This window comes from Archangium gephyra (assembly GCF_042230915.1).
Classification (GTDB): domain Bacteria; phylum Myxococcota; class Myxococcia; order Myxococcales; family Myxococcaceae; genus Archangium; species Archangium gephyra_B.
Map to the genome: position 1 here is coordinate 2,007,418 of NZ_CP102578.1, position 17,037 is coordinate 2,024,454.

The 17,037-nt window shown below is 71.6% G+C and carries 10 protein-coding genes; 6 read left to right on the plus strand and 4 right to left on the minus strand.

Annotation, left to right across the window (positions count from 1 at the left end; genetic code table 11):
• The first annotated feature begins 181 nt into the window (after positions 1–181).
• Positions 182–2,110 carry a serine/threonine-protein kinase gene (locus tag NR798_RS08010; RefSeq protein WP_375770835.1) on the plus strand — a complete coding sequence of 643 codons (1,929 nt, stop codon included), beginning with the start codon at positions 182–184 and terminating at the stop codon, positions 2,108–2,110.
• 12 nt (positions 2,111–2,122) lie between these two features.
• Complete coding sequence (locus NR798_RS08015) at positions 2,123–3,058, plus strand: DUF2381 family protein (RefSeq protein ID WP_375770836.1); 936 nt, start codon at positions 2,123–2,125, stop codon at positions 3,056–3,058.
• A gap of 83 nt (positions 3,059–3,141) precedes the next feature.
• On the opposite strand, the gene NR798_RS08020 is transcribed toward NR798_RS08015, so the two are convergent.
• The gene (locus NR798_RS08020; protein ID WP_375770837.1) at positions 3,142–4,797 is read right to left on the minus strand and encodes a serine/threonine-protein kinase; all 1,656 of its coding nucleotides are present in this window, start codon (positions 4,795–4,797) and stop codon (positions 3,142–3,144) included.
• 436 nt (positions 4,798–5,233) lie between these two features.
• Between NR798_RS08020 and NR798_RS08025 the strand changes: the two genes are divergently transcribed.
• Positions 5,234–5,605, plus strand: coding sequence for a response regulator (locus tag NR798_RS08025; protein ID WP_375770838.1), 372 nt, complete (start codon positions 5,234–5,236; stop codon positions 5,603–5,605).
• 9 nt (positions 5,606–5,614) lie between these two features.
• Here NR798_RS08025 and NR798_RS08030 read toward each other — a convergent pair whose 3' ends face one another.
• Positions 5,615–6,232 carry a DUF2378 family protein gene (locus NR798_RS08030; protein WP_375770839.1) on the minus strand — a complete coding sequence of 206 codons (618 nt, stop codon included), beginning with the start codon at positions 6,230–6,232 and terminating at the stop codon, positions 5,615–5,617.
• 210 nt (positions 6,233–6,442) lie between these two features.
• Between NR798_RS08030 and NR798_RS08035 the strand changes: the two genes are divergently transcribed.
• The gene (locus NR798_RS08035; protein WP_375770840.1) at positions 6,443–7,420 is read left to right on the plus strand and encodes an RluA family pseudouridine synthase; all 978 of its coding nucleotides are present in this window, start codon (positions 6,443–6,445) and stop codon (positions 7,418–7,420) included.
• A gap of 11 nt (positions 7,421–7,431) precedes the next feature.
• Positions 7,432–9,621, plus strand: a complete 2,190-nt coding sequence (locus tag NR798_RS08040) for an ATP-binding protein (protein WP_375770841.1) — start codon at positions 7,432–7,434, stop codon at positions 9,619–9,621.
• Here NR798_RS08040 and NR798_RS08045 read toward each other — a convergent pair.
• Both NR798_RS08045 and NR798_RS08050 read right to left on the minus strand, forming a co-directional pair.
• Positions 9,584–13,519, minus strand: a complete 3,936-nt coding sequence (locus NR798_RS08045) for a tetratricopeptide repeat protein (RefSeq protein WP_375770842.1) — start codon at positions 13,517–13,519, stop codon at positions 9,584–9,586. The two genes, NR798_RS08040 and NR798_RS08045, sit on opposite strands and share 38 nt — an antisense overlap.
• Before the next feature lie 137 nt (positions 13,520–13,656).
• Positions 13,657–14,730 carry a hypothetical protein gene (locus NR798_RS08050; RefSeq protein ID WP_375770843.1) on the minus strand — a complete coding sequence of 358 codons (1,074 nt, stop codon included), beginning with the start codon at positions 14,728–14,730 and terminating at the stop codon, positions 13,657–13,659.
• Between the two features lie 424 nt (positions 14,731–15,154).
• Here NR798_RS08050 and NR798_RS08055 point away from each other — a divergent pair, with 424 nt between their 5' ends.
• On the plus strand, positions 15,155–17,023 hold the full coding sequence (locus NR798_RS08055) for a RiPP maturation radical SAM C-methyltransferase (RefSeq protein ID WP_375770844.1): 1,869 nt from the start codon (positions 15,155–15,157) through the stop codon (positions 17,021–17,023).
• Positions 17,024–17,037 lie beyond the last annotated feature (14 nt).

Genomic DNA, 17,037 nt, shown 5'->3' on the forward strand with positions numbered 1-17,037 from the left:
CCGCTCCACATGCGCCCGCAGGGTGTCAGGGGTCATGTTATGCTGCCCCACTGCGGAGGTCATGCGCATGGGGCAGGCAATGGAGGGTTATTCGGCTGAGCCGCGGCGGGTGGGCCGGTTGTGGAGGACGTTCCCGAGGGAAGACGGGGACGCCGCGACGCCACCGCGAGTGGGAGATTCGGTGGGCGGCTTCCGGCTGGAGGCGCGGCTGGGCGAGGGCGGCCAGGGCACCGTCTTCCGCGCCCGGCGTGGCGGCCGGCTGTATGCCGTCAAGCTGCTCTCCCTCGCGTCGGACGACTGGGCCTGGCGTGAGCTTGAGGTGCGGCTGCGGCTGCGGCGCGTGGGCTCGGTGAAGGTGCTGGGCTGCGGCGTGTGGCCGGTCTCCCGTCCCCGCTTCGTCTTCCTCGTCATGCCGTACGTGCGCGGGCGCCCCCTGTATGAGTGGGCGAAGGCGAGCAATCCCACGGCGCGGGACGTGGCGCTCATGGTGCTGGAGGTGGCGCGGCAACTGGTGGAGGTGCACCGGGCGGGCGTGGTGCACCGCGACATCAAGGGCGCCAACGTGCTGGTCCGCAGGAAGGATGGGCGGCCCGTGCTGGTGGACTTCGGCGTGGGCACGTACGTGGGTGCTCCCGAGATCACCAACCCGATGGGGCTGCCGGGCACCCGCCATTACCGCAGCCCCGAGGCGCTGCGCTTCCGCCGTGAGCGGGCGGGCGAGCACTCCCCGGCGCGCGCCTCGGATGACCTGTGGGCGTTGGGCGTCGTCCTCTACTGGCTGCTCACGGGCAGCTACCCCTTCGACACCCCGGGGCCCGCCGCGGACGAGGGCGCCCTGGCCGAGGTCATCCTGAAGGAGGCGCCCGAGCCGCCGCACCTGCGCAACCCGCGCGTGCCCCGGGCGCTGAGCGAGCTGTGTCTGCGCATGCTGGAGAAGCCGCTCGAGGCGCGCTACCCCGATGCGGCGGCGCTGGGCGAGGCGCTGGAGGCGGTGCAGGCGGAGGCGGACGGCACCTGGGACGTGCCGCTGTGCGAGGTGTGGGGCCCGGACGATGACACCACCGTCCAGCAAGAGCGACTCGACCTGGGGGACTGGCTGGACAAGGCGCGGCGGCTGAAGCTCCATGCGCGGCTCCGCCCCCGGCGCGGCCGGCCCGTGCCCCTGGCGGAGGCCTCCACGTTCCCTCGTTCACCGGAGGAAGCTCCGCCCGGAGTGAGTGATGACGGGGCGGAGGCGAAGCCGGGTTCCACGCCGCCGCGAACCCAGTGCCCGCTTCGCCGTGCGCGCTTCTGGGGCTGCGTCCTGGGGTTGTGTCTTCTGGTGGGGCTGGCCATGGCCGTGGCGCGCCATGCATCCACCGATGCGTCCGGGGTTGGGGCCACTACTTCGGCAGTGACCTCCGAGGCCACCACTTCCAAGGTCAGAAAATTGGCGCCCGCGAGCAAGTCGCCGGAGAGTGGAGAGGGTGCAGCGCCTGCGAAGGCGGCAACCCCTGCACCCGTCGCCACTGCGACGCCCCGGAAGGACAGCACACGCGTGAAGACTCCGAAGCAGGTCAATTCCTCTCAGAAGAAGCAGCGGGATTCGCAGGGCATGAAGGTGGGGGCGGCGGGCAAGGCGTGCACCCTGGCCCTGGTCGCCGGGCAGCTCGCCTGCGCCAGCCCCGCCCCCCAGGTGCGGCTCCCGCCTTCGTACGTGCCTCCTCCGGCGGAATGCCCGCCCGGGGCCATCGAGGGCATGAAGGCGCTGGGGCTGCGGGTTGGGGCGAGTGAGACCGCCGCCTTGAACGGGCTGGAAGGCGCCCAATACATCACCGTGCACAACGGCCAGAGCGCCACGCTCACGGTGGGCACCGACTGGGGAACGCAGGACCGTGGCATCGTTGCCACCGGCCAGCTCTTGTTCGGAGAGGGGCGCGTGTATGGCCGATTCACCGAGGCTCGCTCGCGCGATGACAACAACCCGTACACGTACCCTGTCTGCATGGAACTCTACGATTATGGGCGGGACGGTAAGCGCGGTGTGCCGATGCGGAATCCCGACAGCGGGACGGACACCGCTCAAATCACGTCCGTCATGAAGGTGTTGACGGTGGCTCGCTTCAAATAGGGAGAGGCCCCCATGCGAGCCTTGCCCCCCACCGCTCTGCTGTTGCTCGTCGCCGCGAGCGCTCAGGCCCTGGCGCGGCCCTTCACGGAGGAGATGACGGGCGGCCCACGCTTCACGGTGACGGCGGACACCGCCAGCGAATCACGCCAGGTCCGCATCAGTCCGGGCGTTGGAACCCTTTTCGTCTTCGACACGCCCGTCCAGCGCGAGGGAGTCTTCCTGGAGCAGCGTGAGCGCTTCCGGCAGGTCTCGCTGTCCGAGGATGGCCACCTGCTCACGCTCCTGCCCCTGGGCGAGTTGTCCATGGGGACGCGGCTGCGGCTGACCGTGCGCTTCGCGGATGGAGAGGTTCCGGCGAGCGTGGGCTTTCTGCTGGTGGTGCACCCCCAGGCCGAGCACCAGGTCGAGGTGTTCCGCCTTCCTCGATCCGCTGACTCCTACAAGCAGGAGTTCGAGGCGGTCCAGGTGGAGGCCCAGCAGTGCAAGACGCAGCTGGCGCGGGAGCGCGCGGAGTGCGGCAGGCCGTCCGGCCTCAGCGGTCCGATCGTCTCGCATCAGCTGGACTGGCATGGCATTCGCGCCAGGCGCTTCGAGGAGGGTCTCCCCCTGCGCCGCGGAGAAGCCTTCCGTTCGGTGGGTGTGACGAGCTACAGCGCTACGAACGGAAATCCAGGGGAAGAGGTGGTTCGGCTGGCGGTGGAGCTGGAACTGGCGAACCACGGTCTCCAGCCATGGCGGGCCGCGAACGCGGAACTGGTGGGCCCGGGCGGACGGTGGACAATGGCACTGTGGGCGCCCGAGCCCATTCCTCCAGGCAAATGGGGCCATATCGTGGTGGAGATGGAGCTGCCGCTCTCCGAGGTGCGCAGCGGCAGCCATGTGCTCAAGCTCTGGGACGAGGCCGGAGTGCGGACGGCCACCCTGTTGGGCGTGACGTTCCCGGAGTGAGCGGCCTGCCTGTCCTCGTAACCGGGGCAAGCCCAACTCCGCCGGATTGAGCGGGTATTCGCGGAGGCCATGCCTCGCGGCCCTCAGCGCCGCGCGTTCACTCTCTGCAGGAGCCTGGCCGCACGGGTGCGCACGTTGTCGTAGGCGTCCGTGCTCGCCGCTTCCTCCAGGAAGGGGGCCGCGGGGGCTCCCACCTCGCGCACGAGGAACTCCGCGCACTTCGTGTGGAAGCGATCGCTCACCAGACAGCGGATGACGTTGCGGATGAGCTTTTCGTCCGTGCGGTAGGCGGGCTCGTTGCGAAGGGCCGCGCCGTACGACGCCAGTCCATCCACCCAGCGCAGGTTGTCGAAGTTGACGTGCCCCTCCAGATACGGGGCATAGCCGTTCGCCGGATACTGCGTGCGCAGCCGGGCGAGCGCGCGCAGGGTCTGATCCCTCCGCCTCTCCCCCTCCCGCGCCCAGCGTTCGATCTGCTCGATGTCCGGCAACTCCTCCCGCGCGGCGGTCCGCTCCTCGACGGGAGCCTCCGTCCTCCCGGCGAGCGCGGGCGGCTGTTTCGCGGGCGGCTGTTTCGGTGGGAAGGGGCTCTTCGCCGCGGACGCAGGCGGGGCCGTGGCGGGCACCGTCTGCTGCTCCGCCGGCCAGAGCAGCGCGGCGCCAACGCCCAGCAGCAACACGCCCGCGGCACCCACCGCCAGCATCGGCCTCGTGTCCCGGGGTGGCACCAACTCCCGTGAGCCAGGCACCGCCGGAGACGCCTTCCGTTCCAACTGCGTCTCGGCGTCCTGGGGATGGTGGGGGAGGGTGGCGGCCTCCTGCGCGGAGGATACACCCACGTGCACTCCTGGCACCGTGGGGCGCGCGGCGGAGGTGCTCAGGTCCGGCAGGGTGTCCAGCGCGGTGGCGAAGTCCGCCGCCGATTGGAAGCGGTCTCCTGGCTGCTTCGCCAGGGCCTTGCGGACGACTCCCTCCAACTCCTGGGAAAAGCCCGCGCCGGAGCGGAGGCTGCTCAGCGCCGGCGGTGCGGCCTCCTGGTGCTTGCGCAGCACCTCGGCGGCTCCGTCCCCCTCGAAGGGCCGGGCTCCGGTGAGCAGCTCGAAGAGCAGCACGCCCACGGAGTAGAGGTCCGTCCGCGCGTCGATCGCCCCGGCGCGGATCTGCTCCGGGGCCATGTAGCCGGGGGTGCCCACCGCCAGGCCCGTGGTCAGGCCCGTCACCGTGTCGCGAAGCCGCGCCAGGCCGAAGTCCAGGATTCGGACCTGGTCCCCCAGCCCGATGGCTTCCGTCAGGATGATGTTGTCCGGCTTGATGTCGCGGTGGACGATGCCCTGGGCATGCGCGTGGGCCAGCCCCGCGAGCACCTGGCGCACGATGCCCAGCGCCCGCTTCACCGGCAGCGGCCCGCCTTCACGCACCAGCGCGCGCAGCGTCTGCCCCGTGACGAAGTCCATCACCATGAAGGGCGCGTTGCCCTCCACGCCGAAGTCGATGACCGAGACGCAGCACGGGTGTGACAGCCGGCTCATCGCCTGCGCCTCGATGTGGAACCGCCGCTGGAAGCCCGCGTCCGCCGCCATCCAGGGATGCAGGAACTTGATGGCCACCGCCCGGCCCAGCTCCAGGCGCTCACCCCGGTACACCACGCCCATACCTCCGGCGGCGAGCCGCTCGAGAATCCGGTAACGCTCCTGCAGGACGGTGCCGACACGTGGGTCGGAGGCGACGGTGTCTTCCATGGGAGGCGCGTGAGGTTAGCAGGCCCGCCTTCCGGGCGGGGGCCATCGGGCCGGCCCAGGAGGGCAGGCGGCCAGGGGGGCGCCCGCGCCCGAGCCGGGTCACTCGCCGCGTTGCTCGGGAGCCCGGCCGCGCCCGGACACTTCCGGATGACCGGACGCACCTTCTTCCTACGAGCGGACGGGAGATGACGACGGCCTTGGGGGTAGCGAGACGCGTGGACCTGCTGGAAGCCCGGAGGGAAGCGCTCATGCAGCGATGGGCCGGGCAGGTGAGGGAGCGCCTGCATCTGGCCTCGTCATCACCCGGCAGATCGTTCTCGGCCAGGGGGGCGGCATCGGCGTACGCTCCACCCTCGCGGAGGGAACCACCTTCACCGTACGCCTGCCCCGGCGGCCATCGACTCCCAGCTCCTGACCCGTTCTCCTGGCTGCTCCCATGACCCAGCCCCTCCCCTCCACTCCCGCTCCCATCCTGGTGGTCGACGACGACCCGGACATCCGCGAGGCCCTTCGCGATATCCTCGACGACGCGGGCTACACGGTCGTCCTCGCCTTCCATGGCCAGATGGCGTTGGAGCTGCTGGGCACGATGGGCCAGCCCTGCCTCGTCCTGCTGGACTGGATGATGCCCGTGATGGATGGGGCGCAATTCCTCCAACTGCTGCGGGAGAACCCGCTCTACGACACGGTGAAGGTCATCCTCTGCACGGCCAGCGGGCGCGACGTGCCTCCGGGCGCCCAGGGGCTGCTGCACAAGCCCTTCGAGCTGGAGCAGCTGCTGGCCATCGTGGCCGACTCCTGCGGCTGAGCGCGCGTCCTAGTCCCAGGAGAGCTCGTACTCGTTGGTGCCAGGCCCCGCCCGCCACGAGCGTACCCGGGCGCCCTTCACCCGCGCGGTCTCGAACGTCGCCAGGAAGCCGCCCTCGACGTACGGGCGGGGGCTGAAGTCGCGCTTGACGGTGAGCACGCCGCTCCAGGGCCCCGTCAGCCTCACGGCGACCTCCACGCCACTCACCCCCACCTGGATGGCCCAGGGCAGGCTGTTGAGCAGCCGGTGCGGATCTCCCTGCACCAGCACCAGCAGCGTCCTGCCCGCCGCCGACACCAGGAAGTTCACCGCCGCCTGCTGTCCCATGTGGCGCAGCACCGTCTCGAAGTCCTCCGTGTCCCCGCCACCCAACCGGGCCGTGGTGTAGAGCAGCTCGAGGTACTTGCCGGACGGGTAGCTGAAGAAGTCCAGGAACTTCTTCTCGCCGAGCGCCGCCAGGCACCGCTGGACCGCGGCCTCGCCTCCCCGCTGCCGCGCTACCTCCAGCACGGCGTTGAAGAGCATCCCGCGCACGGCGGCCCTCTCCGGCAGTGAGGCCAGGAGCATGCGCAACTCCTCCTCGGAGCCGTGTGGCGGCGAGTGGGGCGTGGCGGTCGGGTCCCTCATGTGCTTCGCGTCTCCGTTCCCGGTGGGGTGGGGCCGGGTGATTCCACGTCCACCCCTCGCTCGGCAAGGGGGCCTGTCCGAAGCCCCGCCCGCCGCCGCGCGGAGAGTGGGCATGTGAGCGCTCCCAGTGAACAGAGACGGACCCGGGGAGGAAGCGGCCAGCCCGTTGTGTTAAGCCCGCACCGCCGCATGAGAGAGCAGCGAGAGGACATGCCCCGCCCGTCTGGCGAAGCCCCCGAGGGCTACGTCGACATCCCGTTCGTCGTCGAGCCGAACTACGCCGGCTGGCGGCTGGACCGCTACCTTTCCGAGAAGCTCCGCCGCCTGACGCGCGAGCGTCTCCACGGCATCATCCAGCGGGGCGTCCTGTGCGAAGGACGCCGGCTCAAGCCCTCCACCCCCGTCTACCCGGGCCTCTCCTTCCGCATCCGCCGGCCCGTCAGCGCGGAGCCGGAGACGCCCACCGCGCTGCCCACCGTCTTCCAGGACGACTGGCTGCTCGTGCTCGACAAGCCCGCCGGGCTCCCCATCCACCCCACGGCCCGCTATCACAAGGGCACGCTCGTCTCCCTGCTGCGCGAGCGCTTCGGAGAGGCCTTCGCCGAGCCCGCCCACCGCCTGGACCGCGAGACGAGCGGCCTCGTCGTCTGCGGGCGCACCACCGAGTCCTGCCGCGTGCTCGGCCGCCTCTTCGTCTCCCGCGACGTCCACAAGGAGTACCTCGCGGTGTGCGAGGGCCACCCGCCCGAGGACACCTTCCTCGTGGACGCGCCCATCGCCGAGGGCACCGAGCTCATCCGCATCGCCGTGCGCATCGACGCCGTGCAAGGCAAGGAGAGCCGCACCCGCTTCGAGGTGCTCCAGCGCTTCTCCCGCGGCGGCGAGCCCTTCGCCCTGCTGCGCTGCTACCCGGAGACGGGGCGCCAGCATCAAATCCGCATCCACCTGCGCGAGGCCGGCTTTCCCCTGGTGGGCGACAAGATGTACGGCCCGGATCCCGGCTACTTCGACCGGTTCAGCAAGCACTGCCTGGAGCCCGAGGCCTGGGAGCGCCTGCGCCTGCCTCGCCACGCCCTGCACGCCGCGCGCATCTCCTTCCCCCACCCGGGCACCGGGGCGGCCGTGACCTTCGAGTCGCCCCTGCCCGAGGATCTCCAGGACTTCATCGCCGGACGGCCCGTCACATGAGCGGGGGGCGCATGTCTCCAGCCGATTCCAGCGCGATGGGCGGGCTGCCCCCCGAGTCCCTCCTGGAGGTGCTCACCGACGGGGTGACGGTCTTCGACGCGGACGGGCGCTTCACGTACCTCAATGCCGTGGCCGAGCAGGTGCTCGGCTCCCCCCGCGAGCAGCTGCTCGGCCGCGGGGTGGGGGAGGTGTTCCCCGACTTCCAGCAGACGCCCCTGGGCGCGGCCGCCCAACGGGCCCTGACCGAGCGGCTCTCCCTCACCGTCGAGGCCTTCTATGCGCCCCAGGGCACCTGGCTCGAGGCGCGCATGGTGCCGCGCGAGGGCCACCTCGTGGTGTTCCTCCGGGACGTGACGGCGCGCCGCCAGGCGGAGGAGGCCCGGGAGAAGAGCGCCGCCCGGCTGTCGCTGCTGCGGGAGATGACGGCGAAGCTGTCCGCCGCGGTCTCCACCGAGGAGGTGGGCGACGTCCTCCTGCGCGGCGCCATGGCGGCGACGGGCGCGGAGCTTGGCTGGGTGGGCCTGCTGGAGCCGGAGGGGAAGGCGCTGCGGCAGGTGGCCTGCGCGGGCGTCTCCCCCGAGGTGATGCGCCAGTACGAGCGGCTCCCGCTCGACGCGGCGCTCCCCCTCGCCCGGGTCTTCCTCTCCGGGGAGCCCGAGTGGCTGGGCTCGCTCGCGGACTATGAGGAGCGCTACCCGCACCTGGTGGAGTACGTGCGGGCCTCCCCCAGCCATGCCAGCGCCTATGTGCCCATGCGCGCCAAGGACATGTCCCTGGGCTCCCTCACGCTCGCCTTCGTCGGCTCCCGCGTCTTCGGCGAGGAGGACCGCGGTTTGATGATGGCGCTGGCGCACCACGGCGCGCTCGCGTTCGACCGGGCCCGGCTCTTCGATCGCGAGCAGGCCGCGCGCGCCGAGGCCGAGTCCCATTTGATGGCGCAGGTGCACGCGCGGCGCGAGCTGGAGGCCGTGGCCTGGCGGCAGCGCTTCCTCTCCGAGGCCAGCACGCTGCTGGCCAGCTCGCTCGACTACACCACCACGCTGGAGAGCCTCACGCGGCTGGTGGTGCCCGAGCTCGCGGACTGCTGCGCGGTGGACGTGCTCAACGCGGAGGGACGTGTGGAGCACCTAGCGCTGGCTCATGCGGATCCCTCCAGGCTGGACGTGGCACGGGAGGTCATCCGCCGCAACCCCATCGACCTGTCCGCCGAGCATGGGGCGGGCAAGGTGCTGCGCACGGGCCAGCCGGAGTGGGTCGCGGACGTCTCCAACCCGAGGCTCGCCCCCGTGGCCCAGGCCCCCGCGGTGCTGCCGCTGCTGCAGGAACTCGGCATCCGCTCGTATCTCTGCGTGCCGCTGGTGGCGCGCGGCCGGGTGCTCGGCTGCCTCACCCTGCTCCATATCGGGAGCGGCCGGCACTACTCCGAGGCGGACCTGGGGCTGGCCGGGGAGCTGGCGCACCGGGCCGCCCTCAGCGTGGACAACTCACGGCTGTACCGCGAGGCGCAGGAGGCCATCCGCCTGCGCGACGAGTTCCTCTCCATCGCCAGCCACGAGCTGAAGACGCCCCTCACCTCGCTGCGGCTGCAGCTCTCGCTGCTCGAGCGGCTCATGGGCCCGGAGTCGCAGGAGCGCGTCGGCGGCAAGCTGGAAGGGGCGCACCGCCAGGTGGACCGGCTCTCCAGCCTCGTCACCACGCTACTGGACGTGAGCCGCATCGCCACCGGCCGCATCAGCCTGGAGCTGTCCGAGGTGGACCTGACGCTCGCCGTGCGCGAGACCCTGGAGCGGTTGCGCGAGGTGTTCGCCCAGGCCGGCTGCGCCGTGACGTTCCAGAACCGCGGGCCAGTGGTGGGGTGGTGGGACGCGCTCCGGTTGGATCAGGTCATCGTCAACCTGCTCACCAACGCGGCCAAGTACGGACAGGGCCGGCCCGTCACCGTCACGGTGGAGCAGGACGGCGAGCAGGCCCGGCTCACCGTGCGCGACGAGGGCATCGGCATCTCCTCCGAGGCCCTGCCGCGCCTCTTCGGGCGCTTCGAGCGCGCGGTGAGCGTCCGGCACTACGGCGGCCTCGGCCTGGGGCTCTACATCAGCCGGCAGATCGTCGAGGCGCTCGGCGGACGGGTGAGCGTGGACAGCCGGCCGGAGGAGGGCGCCACCTTCACCGTGGTGCTTCCTCGCGGGGGCCCGCCCCGCTGAGGGTCGCGCTGAGGGCCTGGGCCTTGCGGACGAAGCCCGTCAGTCCTCGGGCCTGGGCGTTCTCCTCCAGCACCCGCAGCCGCTGCCATGCCAGGTGGAGCCGGCCCCAGTCCCGCTCCGCCTCCGCGAGCGCCAGCCGGGCCTCGTACTCCAGCGGGACGAGCCCCATGCGCCGCGCCTCGGCGAGCACCGTCTCCAGCCGCTTCACCGCCTCGCCGTGCCGTCCCTCGGCGCAGAGCACCCGTGCCGCCACCAGGGCCGAGCCGAGCCGCGTCTGGGGCTGCTGGCTGCGGACCGCGAGGGCCTGCGCCCGGGCGCTCGCCTCACGGGCCAGGGCGGTCTCACGCCGCGCCAGGTGCACCAGGGCCAGCGTGGTGTGGGCCTGGGCCTCTCCATCCGGCAGCCCCAGGCCGTGCAGCGCCTCCACCGCCGCGTTCAGCGGCTCCAGTGCGGCCTCGGGCCTGTCCTCCTCCACCGCCAGCAGCCCGAGCGCCACCTGCGTCTCGGGCACCTCGCTGCGGCCCCCCAGCTTCCGGCGCAGCGCCAGCGCCTCCTCGTACTGGCCGCGCGCGCGCACCAGGTCCCCCTCCAGCAGCGCCACCGCCCCGTCGCCCTGGAGGTGGTAGGCGGTGTAGCGCTCGTCCTGGGTCTGCCGGGAGATGGCGAGCCCCTCCGCGTAGTGCCGCCGCGCCTCGTCCGGGTGGCCCTCCGTCAGCGCGAGGTTGCCCAGCGTCCACAGCCCCACCTGCACGGTGTAGAGGTCGCCCGTGTCCCGGGCCAGGCCCACGCCCTCCTCCGCGAACTTCCGCGTCCGCACCAGGTCCCCCCGCATCAGCCGCAGCTGGGCCAGGTTGACGCGCGTCAGCCCCTCGTTGCGCCGGTCGTTGATCTCCTGCTCGATGGCCAGCGCCTGCTCGAAAAGCGGCTCGGCCTGCGACAGCTGGCCCTGCATGAGCAGGGTGTCGGCGATGTTCTGCAGCGCCAGGGCCACGCCGCCCCGGTGGTTGATGTTCTTGAAGATGTGCAGCGCCTCGCCGAAGACGCGCTTGGCCTCCTCGTAGTTGCCCTCCTCATAGGCGACGTTGGCCAGGCGGTTGAGCGTGCGGCCCTCGGAGCCCGGGTCCCCGGCGTCGACGAAGATGCGCTGGGCCTGCTGGCAGGCGGTGGTGGCGTCCTGGTGGTTGCCCAGGCGCAGCAGCGCGTTGCATTGCGCCAGCCGGGCCCGGCCCACCAGCAGGCGCGAGCCCCGCCGGGTGCCCTTCTGCACCGCGCTCTCGGCCAGGGGCAGCACGCCCTTGTGGTCGGAGAGGCTGTGGCGCACCTGGGCCTCGGCGAGGTCGATGCGCTCGTCGTCGGAGGCGGGCATGCCCATGGCGCGCAGCGCGGTGAGGGTGTCGAGCGCGTCGTGTCCCTTGCCTCCAGAGGACTGGGCACTGGCGAGCCGCAGGCCATGGTCGAGGTTGTCGGGGAAGAGGGTGGAGAGGGTGCGGTAGCTGTCCACCGCCTTGGCCCAGTCCCGCTCCATCTCGTGGAGGCGGCCCTCCACCAGCAGCTGCTCCTCGCGGGACAGGTCCTTGGCGAGCGCGAGGGCCCGCCGGGCCGCCTCGAGCGCACGCGTGTCGTAGCCGAGCACCGCCCACGTCTCCGCCAGGGCGGAGTGGGCCAGGGCGAAGCGGGGGTCCGCGGCGATGGCCTGGGTGAAGAAGTCCCGGGCCTTCAGCGGCTCGTAGGCGCGCAGCCGGGCGAGGCCCTCGGCGTAGAGGCGCAGCGCGGTGGCGTTGGCGGGCCGCGCGCCCGTGGTGCGTGCGGGGTCCGGCGCCGTGCCGTGCGGGCCGAGTCTCCCGCGGAGCTGGTCGCCCATGCGCGCGACGAGCTCGAGGATCTCCGCCTGCGTGCCCTTCTCGCTGAGCATGGCCACCTCCTCACCGCTGGAGGCGTCCTGCAACCGGAGGACGAGGCTGAGCTTGCCCCCCGTCTCCTCCGGCAGCGCCAGGTAGGAGCCGAGCACCACGAGGTCCACGCCCAGATGCTTGCGGATGCGCGCGAGCGTGTCGGGGGCCAGGCTCTCGCTGTCCGTCAGGGACAGCTCCTGCTTCATGCGCACCACGGTCTCGCCCGACACCAGGCGCAGGTCCTCTCCCGCGGCGAGCTCGGCGGTGAGCATCTCGGAGAAGGCCGTGGACAGCCACGAGGCGTCGGGCCGTCCGTTGAGGTTCTTGAAGCCCAGCACCGCCACCGCGCGGCGCTGCTTCACCTGCGGTGCCTCCGTGCTGGCGGGAGTGGGGTCCTCCGGGTTCCACGGGGCCGGCCCTGTCCGCGCCGCGTAGCCGCCCAGCGCGGCGAGCAGGAGCCCGCTCAGCGCGAGCAGCACCCGGCGTATCCGGCGCTCGCGCCTGGGCGCGGCAGGCACCGTGGGAATGGCGGGCAGCGAGGGACTCGAGAGGGTGATGCGCCGGGCCTTGGGCGTGTCCAGGGGCGCCATCAGCGGCGCCTTTCCCACCACGCCCACCTCGCATACCTCCACCGGCTCCTCCACCCCGGCCAGCAGGTAGAAGCCATGGGCGCGCCAGGCCAGCCCGGGGCCGTCCCCGTGCGTGCCCACGACGGCGCGGCGGGCGATGTCGAAGGCGGCGCGCGTCAGCAACGTCTGCCCCCCCCGCGCCAGCGGCATGATGCGGGCGGCGATCAGCTTGGTGAGTCCCTCCACGTCCACGGGCTTGGCGCCCTGGGCCACCAGGTGGGGTGGATTCTCGCGCAGCACCACCTCGCCCAGGTGGATGCCCGCGCGCGCCTGCAGCCGCACCCCCTGCTCCCGCTCCAGCAGCGCGAGCCGCTCGTGGTAGGCGAGCGCGTACCGGGTGGCGTCCACCGGCCGCTCGAAGAGCAGGAGGAAGCCGTCGGTCTTGTCGATCTCCTGCCCGCCGTGCAGGTGCATCAGCTCGCGGGCCAGTTGATCATGCCGGGCGAAGAGTCCGGCGGCGCGGGCATCGCCCAGCGACTCGACGAGCCGGGTGCTGTCGGTGAGGTCCAACAGCAGCACGGTGCGGATGGCGACGCTCGGCTCGTCGAGCGGGCGGGGCACGCCGCTGGGCTGCACGAGCGTGCGGACCACCTCGCGGGCGCTGGTGAAGCGCTTGCGCGGCAGGGGATCCATGCAGCGGCGGATGACCACCTCCCAGCGGTGGGGCAGGCCCAGCCCCTCCGGGGACGCCGAGCCGCGGCGCAGCTGCTCGAGCAGGGCCATCGTCTCGGACTCCGGCGAGGACAGGGCCCCCGCGAGCAGCTCGAGCAGGACGAGCCCCAGCGAATAGAGGTCCGAGGCGCTCGTGGGAGCGGAGCCCTGGTGCCGCTCGGGCGCCAGGTGGGGGGCGGTGGCCGGCGGGTTTCCCGACTCCCAACCCCACGCGGGCGCGGCGAGCACGGCGCGCATCCCCTCGGGCGCCGGCATCAGGAGGATGCGCGCGCCGCGGAGATCCCCATGGACGAGGCCCGCGTCGTGCAGCGTGGCCAGGCCCTCACACAGCTGGCGCGCCAGGGGCAGTGCCTCCTGGGGCGTCAGGGGACCGCGCTGGCGCAGCCGTTCCTCCAGGCTCTCGCCCTCGAGCAGCTCCGTGGTGAGGAAGGGCTGCTCCACTCCGGACATCTCGTCGTGATGGCGGCCCACCTCCAGGATGCGCTGCACGTGAGGGCTCACCACGTCCCGGGCCCGGTGCAGCTCGCGCTCCAGGCGCTCCAGCGACTCCCGGCCCTCGCCGCTCGTGCGGACCAGCCTCAGCGTGACGCGCTGCTGGCGCTCCACGTCGAGTGCCTCATACGTCTCGTCCCGCCCCACGGGGGTGATGGATCGCAGCAGCTTGTAGCGGCCCACGAAGAGCCGCTCGCTACCAGAGGAGGTCATCGGAGCCATTCCGGACACCGGGGGGAAACCGGGGCGGATTGTGCCACACGCCATCCGAGAGGCGATTCCCAAGGCTGCGTCATGAACAGGGCGCTACAGCCAAATGGCCGCGAGGAAACGTTGTGGTTGGAATTACGCTACCTGTGTGTGTCTTTTCCGAACCGCTTCGGCTCCTTCTTCGAGCCGCCGAGCATGAAGACGAACACCAGGGGAAAGCACATCAACATCGGGAACAGGGCGGAGAGCAGCAGTCCGGGCAGCACGGTGTAGCCCCTGGCTTTCGAGAAGCTCATGCAGGCCCAGGCGAAGAGCGCGTACCCGGCGTACATGAGCACCTTGTCCATTTCGTGCCCCCAGAAGGCTCCTGTGTAGACGAGGGCCAGGCTGGCGGCGATGCCCATCTTGACCTTGTGCTTCCGCCACCCGCTCTTCTCCGGCGGGCGGGAGAGCCCGGGTGGATGGCGCGCGAGGAACTGGAGGACGGTGTTCTGCCGTTGGGTCACCACGAGGAGCTGCGCCCCGGCCTGGACTCCCACGTCGTGGGTGGTGCCCGCGAGGGTGTAGAGCTCGGAGAGGGGCCAGAACTTCCCACCCCGGGCGCGGGTGAGCTCCCGCAGGGCGTACTCGAACTCGCCGGAAGGCAGCCGTTGCAGGTGCTCCACCAAGGACTCCAGCTGCCGCAGCTCCGAGGGCCGAGGCTGGGGGGCCTGGATGCCCACGAGGCTCAGGCAGCGGTCGAGCAGGGTGCGGTGGCGCGCCGGGAGGAGGGCGGCCCCGTGAGGCGTGAAGACGCCCAGGCCCCAGCGCTCGGGGCGCGCGTTGTCCGCGTGACGGCCGTACGCCAGGCTGGTGACCACGTCCCGCACCTGGGGCAGCTCGTGCTCCAGGTTCCGGGTCCGCACGCCGAGCCGGAGCAGCGACGCCAGGGTGTCGGAGTAGGACAGGGAGAAGAAGGTGGGCCCGGTCCTCTTCAGGTGGACGCCGATCCACCCGGGCAACAGGGTGATGGCATCGTGCTGGAGAGAGGCCAGCGGCAACTGGAGCGGATCTCCGAACCAGGGCCGCCAGAGCAGCCGCTTGGGGGTGAGCCAGAGCCGGCCGGGAGAGGGCCAGGAGAGCATCCAGTCCTCGAAGAGCACGGGGTCGTCCGTTCCAGGAGGCCGGGGCGGGTGCGCGAGCGCCAGCGCTTCCAGCTCGCCCAGCGCCTCCACGAGAGACGCCCCATTGTGGAGGGCGGATTGCGCGAGCCGTTTGTGGGCCAGGGCCTCCAGCTTCGCACGCAGGGTCCGCAGCTCCTTTAGAACGCGCAGCCCGGGGTGCTCGCTGGGCCACTGCTCCCGGGTGGCGCGGTGCTCCACGTAGGTGAGCACCTCGGTGAGCTCCGCCTCCTGCTCTCGCGTCTGTTTGAGCAACTCGGGTTGGCCGCGCAGCGCGCTCTGCCATTGGTAGGAGGCGAGCCGCCGCGTGAGGAGGGTGTAGCGCTCCCGGGCCTGCTCGATGCGCTCCCACCGGCCTTCGAGCTGGCGGCGCAGCGAGTCGAGCAGTGGGGCGGTCGGCGCGGACATGCTGGAGATTCTGCCATACGTACGGACCCGCATTGGCGGGCGGGGAGGGCTCTCCTATGCTGCCAAGCCCATGAAGGTGGCGCTGGTCGTGATGCCGTTGGCGGCGGTGCACCGCCCGAGTCTCGCCGCAGGCCTGCTCCAGGCGGCGGTGAAGGCCCGGGGCATCGAGTGCGAGACGCGCTACTTCAACGTGACGCTCTGGAAGATGCTGGGAGCGGAGGCCTACCGCTTCTTCTGCCATGAGGCGCCCATGACGGCGCTGGCCGGGGAGTGGGCCTTCGCGCAGGCCTTCCACGGGCAGCGCGAGGGCGCACGGGAGGCCTACGCACGCGAGGTGTTGGATCATCCGGTGTGGGGGATGCCCTCCGCGCTGCGCGAACACGTCTGGGCCTTGGAGGAGGTGGCGCCCGCGTTCCTGCGCGTCGTCTTCGAGTCCTGTGATTGGGGCCAGTACGACCTGGTGGGCTTCACCAGCACCTTCGAGCAGACGATGCCCTCGCTGTGCCTGGCGCGGATGATTCGCGAGCGCTACCCGAAGGTGAAGCTGGTGGCCGGCGGCGCCAACTTCGAGGCGGGCATGGGCCGGCAGTACATGGAGCGGTACGGGTTCCTCGACTACGTGGCCACGGGCGAGGCGGACGTCTCCTTTCCCCAGCTGTGCGAGAACCTGCGCGAGGGCCGCGGCGAGGTGCCTCCGGGCTTCCTCTACCGGGAGGGCGGCGAGGTGCGCGAGTCGTCCCGGCGCAAGGAGCCGGGCTACGCCAACCTCGACGCGCTGCCGACGCCCGACTACGAGGACTTCTTCCACCTGGTGCGCACGAGCGCGCCGGAGCTGGCGGCCGGGATGTGGCTGCCCCTGGAGGCCTCGCGCGGCTGCTGGTGGGGAGAGCACTCGCACTGCACCTTCTGCGGCCTCAACGGCGAGGCGATGACGTTCCGCCGCAAGAGCTGGCGGCGCGTGGTGGACGAGCTGGAGGAGGTGGGCCGGCGCCATGGCGCCACGCCCGTGCAGTACGCCGACAACATCCTGGCGATGGACTACTTCAAGGATCTGCTGCCCCACTGGGCGGGCCAGCCGGTGCGCACGGAGAAGTTCTTCGAGATCAAATCCAACCTCAAGCGCCGCCAGGTGCGGCTGCTGCGCGAGGCGGGCATCACCCGGGTGCAGGCCGGCGTGGAGACGCTGGCGGACGGGACGCTCAAGGTGATGCGCAAGGGCGTGTCGGGCGCGCAGAACGTGGCGCTGCTGCGCTGGTGCCAGGAGCTGGGCGTGGACTCGCTCTGGAACGTCATCTACGGCTTCCCCCGCGAGGACGTGGACGACTACGCGCGCACGCTCGCGCTGCTCCAGAAGATGGCGCACTTGCGGCCTCCGGACATCTGCTCGCCCATCCGCATGGACCGCTTCAGCCCCAACCACGCGGGCTGGCGGGAGCAGGGCTTCACCGCCATCCGGCCCATGCCGGCCTACCGGCACGTCTTCCCGCTGCCGGAGGAGACGCTCCACGAGTTGGCCTATTACTTCGACTACGAGCACCCGCGCTTCCACGAGGTGCTCGCACGGGGCGCGCAGCTCCACTCCTTCATCCTCCAGTGGCAGGAGCGCCACCGGCGGCGGGAGAACGGAGCGCTCGCCGTGAGGCCGCACTGGCAGGGGGGCTTCGTGCTCGTGGACAGCCGCTTCAACCTCGCGCCCGCCAGCGAGCGTCTGGCCGAGACCACCGTGTCGCTGCTGCTGGCGTGCGATGCGCCCGTCTCGCGCGAGCAGGCGCTGCGGACGGCGGCCGAGGCGACCGGCACCTCGGAGGCCGGGGCCCTGGAGGCGGAGCTGTCCCGGCTGCTCGAGCGGGGTGTCATTGCCAGCATGGGCTCGCTCCTGGTGACGCTGGCGATGCTTCCGGAAGAACTGCGGACGGAGCGGCTCGCGAGAGCCCACTGACAATCAAAGGAGGG